The organism is Micromonospora antibiotica, from assembly GCF_017599305.1.
Taxonomy (GTDB): domain Bacteria; phylum Actinomycetota; class Actinomycetes; order Mycobacteriales; family Micromonosporaceae; genus Micromonospora; species Micromonospora antibiotica.
Genome location: NZ_JAGFWR010000053.1, coordinates 1 through 5,427, shown reverse-complemented (window position 1 = coordinate 5,427; position 5,427 = coordinate 1). Strand labels below are relative to the sequence as shown.

Genomic DNA, 5,427 nt, shown 5'->3' with positions numbered 1-5,427 from the left:
CACCCCCACACACTCCTCAAACCGACCCCGAAAAACAGAATCACACTCCCACAACTCCCGACCCATACCCCACCACTGAGACCCCTGCCCCGGAAACACAAACACCGTCCCACCCGACACCACCCGACCGGAAACGGAACTCCCCGCAGCGGCCAACGCCGCACCGGAACCCGATCCCACGGCCGCCAGACCGGAGACCAACTCGGCGCGCGAATTGCCGACGACCACTGCGCGGTGCTCCCACCGGGAACGTTCCCGCACCAGTCCGGAAGCAATTCCGGCCAGCGATTCGCCGCGCTCGACGAGCCCGGCCAACCGCACCGCCTGTGCCCGCAACGCCTCCGCCGACCGCGCCGACAACACCAACGGCACCGGCCCCGCCGGCTCGTCGCCAGTGACCACGACCGGCTCCGGCACCGACTCCAGGATCACGTGCGCGTTGGTGCCGCTGATCCCGAACGACGACACGCCCGCCCGACGCGGCCCGTCACCGTCCCACATCCGCGCCTCGGTGAGCAGCTCCACCGTTCCCGACGACCAGTCCACGTGCGTGGTCGGCTCGTCGACGTGCAGCGTCTTCGGCATCACCCCGGCCCGCATGGCCAGGACGGTCTTGATGACGCCGGTGATCCCCGCCGCCGCCATCGTGTGACCGATGTTCGACTTCAGGGAGCCGAGGAACAGCGGACGCTCCGCCGAATGCTCCCGACCGTACGTCGCCAACAACGCCTGCGCCTCGATCGGATCACCCAACCTCGTCCCCGTACCATGCGCCTCCACCACATCCACCTCACCCGCCGACAACCCCGCACTCGCCAACGCCTGACGAATCACCCGCTCCTGCGACGGACCATGCGGAGCCGTCAAACCATTCGACGCACCGTCCTGATTCACCGCACTACCCCGCACCACAGCCAACACCCGGTGCCCGTTCCGACGCGCGTCCGACAACCGCTCCAACACGACGACCCCGACACCCTCACCCCAGCCCGTGCCGTCCGCCGACGACGAGAACGCCTTGCAGCGGCCGTCCACCGACAGACCGCGCTGCCGCGAGAACTCGACGAACATGCCGGGGGTCGCCATCACCGACACCCCACCGGCCAGCGCCAACGACACCTCACCCGACCGCAACGCCCCCACCGCCTGGTGCAACGCCACCAACGACGACGAACACGCCGTGTCCACAGTCACCGCCGGGCCCTGCAGGCCCAGTGCGTAGGCGACGCGCCCGGAGATGACGCTCGTGGACCTCCCGGTGAGGCGCAGCCCGTCCAGGCCCTCGGACACCTCGTGCAGCGGCGAGCCGTAGTCCTGGGCGAGCGCGCCGACGAAGACCCCAGTGGCAGAGCCGCTCAGGGCCTCCGGCACGATCCCGGCCCGCTCGAGCGCCTCCCACGAGGTCTCCAGCAGCAGCCGCTGCTGCGGGTCCATCGCCAGCGCCTCGCGGGGCGAGATGCCGAAGAAGCCGGCGTCGAACTCCCCCGCCTCGGGCAGGAACCCGCCGTCGAGCACGTAGGTCTTGCCGGGACGGTCCGGGTCGGCGTCGAAGAGGTCGACGAGGTCCCAGCCACGGTCGTTGGGCGGTTCGCCGATCGCGTCGCCGCCGGTGGTCAGCAACTCCCACAGCTCGTCCGGTGAACCCACGCCGCCGGGCAGCCGGCAGGCCATGCCGACGATCGCGACGTGGTCGTCGTCGGTCGCGGTCCGGGTGGGCAGCGGCGCGTCCGTCACCGCCGGCCGGCCGCCGAGCAGTTCGTCCCTGAGGTACGCCGCCACTGCGGTCGGGGTGGGGTGGTCGAACACCATGGTTGCGGAGAGCCGGCTGCCGGTGGCCGCGCTCAGCCGGTTACGCAGCTCCACCGAGGAGAGCGAGTCGAAGCCGAGGTCCTTGAACTTCGCCGGGGCCGGGACCTGGGCGGCGGAGGCGTGACCGAGCACCGCGGCGGCGGTCTGCCGGACCAGCTCGACCAGCAACTGGTCGCCTTCCGCGGTGGGCAGCGCGATGAGCTGTTCGGCCAGGGCGTTGCCCGTCACCCGGGCCGCCGCGACCCGACGCTCACGCCGACCCACCAGGCTGGTGAGCAGCTCCGGGACGGCACCGGCCGCCGGCGAGCGCAGGGCGTCGAGGGCGAGCCGGGCCGGGACGGCCGTCGGCCGGTCGGCGGTGAGCGCGGCGTCGAACAGGGCCAGGCCGTCCTCGACGGTCAGCGGGGCCAGGCCGAGGCGGGCGATCCGGGCCACGTCGATGTCACCGAGCTGCCCGGTCATCTCACTGCGCTGGTCCCAGAAGCCCCAGGCCAGGGCGGTCGCCGGGAGTCCCTCGGCACGGCGGGCGTGGGCCAGCTCGTCCAGGAACACGTTCGCCGCGGCATAGTTGGCCTGGCTGGCGTTGCCGAGCAGACCCATGATGGAGGAGAAGAGGACGAACCCGGCCAGGTCACGGTGGCGGGTGGCCTCGTGCAGGTGCCACGCGGCGTCGGCCTTGGCACGCAGCACCGCCGCGACCCGCTCGTCGGTCAACGCGGGGACCAGGGCGTCGTCGAGCACCCCGGCGGTGTGCACCACGGCCGTCAACGGGTGCGCCGCCGGGACACCGGCCAGCAGGGCGTCCAGGGCGTCCCGGTCGGCCACGTCGACGGCGGCGACCTCGACCGTCGCCCCGAGGCCGGTGAGTTCGCCGACCAGCTCGGCGGCGCCGGGGGCCGCCGGGCCACGGCGGCTGGCCAGCAGCAGGTGCCGCATGCCGTGGCGGGTGACCAAGTGGCGGGCGAGCAGGCCGCCGAGCGTACCGGTGCCCCCGGTGATCAGGACGGTGCCGTCGGGGTCCCAGGCGGCCGGTACGGTCAGCACCGCCTTGCCGATCTGGCGGGCCTGGCTGAGCTGGCGGAACGCGTCGGCGGCCGACCGGACGTCCCAGCACCTCGACGGCAGGTGGGTCAGCGTCCCCCGGGCGAAGCGGTCGACGATCTCGGTCAGGATGTGCTGGATCAGGTCCGGGTCCTGGCGACCGACCTCGATCAGGTCGAACGCCTGGTAACGGCGGCCGGGGTGGTCCCCGGCGACCCGGTCCGGGTCACGCAGGTCGGTCTTGCCCATCTCGACGAACCGGCCGCCGTCGGCGAGCAGGCGCAACGACGCGTCGAGCAGGTCGCCGGCCAGGCTGTTCAACACGACGTCGACGCCACCCGGGGCAGCGGCCCGGAAGGTCGCCTCGAACCCGTCGGTACGCGACGAGGCGATCCGCTCGGCGGGGACGCCGAGGGCCCGTACCGCCGCCCATTTGGCGGGGCTGGCCGTGGCGTACACCGTTGCGCCGAGCTGGTGGGCCAGCTGCACGGCGGCCATCCCGACGCCACCGGCTGCGGCGTGGATCAGCACCGACTCCCCGGCGCGTAGGCCGCCCAGGTGGACGAGTCCGTAGTAGGCGGTCGCGAAGACGATCGGTACCGCGGCGGCCTGGGCGTACGACCAACCGGCCGGGATCGGCACGAGCAGCCGGTGGTCCACGGTGGCGGTGCCGGCGAACGACTCCGCCACCATGCCCATCACCCGGTCCCCGGGCCGCAGGTCGGTGACCGCCGTGCCGGTCTCGGTCACCACACCGGCACCCTCGATGCCCATCCGGGCCTCGCCGGGGTAGACGCCGAGGGTGATCAGGACGTCACGGAAGTTCAGGCCGGCGGCCCGTACCGCGATCCGGACCTCGTGCGGGGCGAGGGCGGCCGACCCGGTGACCGGGGTCTGCCCCGCCACGATGGTGAGACCGTCCACGCTGCCCGACCCGGTGCCGTCCAGTCGCCAGTCGCCCCCGGACACCGGCAGCACGCCGGGGCGCACCGGGGCCAGCCGGGGCACCCGCAGCTCCCCGCCGCGGACGGCCAGTTCGGACCGGTCGGTGGCGAGGGCGGCCGGCAGCGCGGTCAGCGAACGGGGGTCGTCGTCCAGGTCGAGCAGGAGGAACCGGCCCGGGTTCTCGGTCCGCGCCGAGCGCAGCAACCCCCAGGCGGTGGCCTGGGCCGGCGGGGACACTGTCGTGCCCGCGTCGGTGGTGACCGCGTACCGGCTCACCACGGCGAGCCGGGCATCGGCCAGGTCCTCGGTGGCGAGCCACTCCTGGGCCAGGGTGAGCGCCCAGCTGGCGGCACCGTGCGCCGCGTCGACGGCCGGGCCCTGCGGGGCGTCGGGCCGGGTCACCACGACGACGTCGACCTGCCGTCCGGCGGCCACCAGGGCGGGCAGATCGGCGTAGTGGTCGACGTCGGTCAGCACCGCGCCCAGACCGAACGGGTCCGGCCCGAGCAGGGCGCACCGCAGCGGCGACGGGTCGGCGGTGGGCTCGGTGACCCAGTCGAGGCCGTACAACGGGGGCGCGTCGGGCCGGGCGGCCGTGCCGAGTCGGGCCGGGTCGACCTCGCGGAAGGTCAACGACTCGACGGTGAGCACCGGCTGGCCGGCGCCGTCGGCGGCGGTCAGGGTGATCGCCCCGGTCGCGGTGGGACGCAGCGACAGCCGCAGCATGGAGGCCCCGGCGGCGGCGAGCGTGACGCCCTGCCAGGCGAACGGCAACCGTAGGTCGTCCCTGCCGGCCAGCCGGTCACGGATGAGCACCGCGTGCAGCGCCGCGTCCAGCAGCGCCGGGTGCAGGCCGAAGCAGGCGGCGTCGGCGTGGGCCGCCTCCGGGAGCAGCACGTCGGCGAACACCTCGTCACCGCGCTGCCACATCGCGGTCAGCCCCTGGAAGGTGGGACCGTAGCGGTAGCCGCCGTCGGCCAGTTCGTCGTACGCGTCGCGCACGTCCACGGCGGTGGCTCCCTGGGGCGGCCACACCGCAGGGTGCGCCGGGGCGGCGGGGTCGGTGGCTTCGGGGGCCAGCGTGCCGGTGGCGTGGCAGGTCCAGGCGGTACCGAGGTCGACGTCGGCGGCCCGGGAGTGGATGCTCACCTCGCGGCGACCGTCCCCGGCCGGCTCGTCGATCTCCACCCGGACGTGCACCGGCGTGCGGTCGGTCAGCACCAGGGGCGCCTGGAGGGTCAGCTCGTCGACGTGGTCGCAGCCGACCTCGTCGCCCGCACGCAGCGCCATCTCGACGAACGCGGTGCCGGGCAGCAGCACGGTGTCGCCGACGGCGTGCTCGGCCAGCCAGGGCTGGGCGGCGAGGGAGAGGGTGCCGGTGAGCCCGGTGACGGCGCTGCCGGCCAGCTCGACGACCGCGCCGAGCAGCGGGTGGGTGACGGCGGTCAGACCGGCGTGCGAGACGTCGGCCCCGCCGGGTGCGGTCGGGTTCAGCCAGTAGTGGCGGCCCTGGAAGGGGTAGGTGGGCAGGTCGACCCGGACAGCCTCCGGAACGACCCGACCCCAATCAACCTCCACCCCCGCAACAAACGCCTCACCCAACGACAACAACACCCGACCCACACCACCCTC

Annotated in this window: 1 protein-coding gene; it reads right to left on the bottom strand. The window is 73.8% G+C overall.

Annotation, left to right across the window (positions count from 1 at the left end; genetic code table 11):
• Window positions 1-5,409, bottom strand: a 5,409-nt coding sequence (locus JQN83_RS32520) for an SDR family NAD(P)-dependent oxidoreductase (protein WP_208570983.1), incomplete at its 3' end; no start/stop codon positions are given.
• Window positions 5,410-5,427 lie beyond the last annotated feature (18 nt).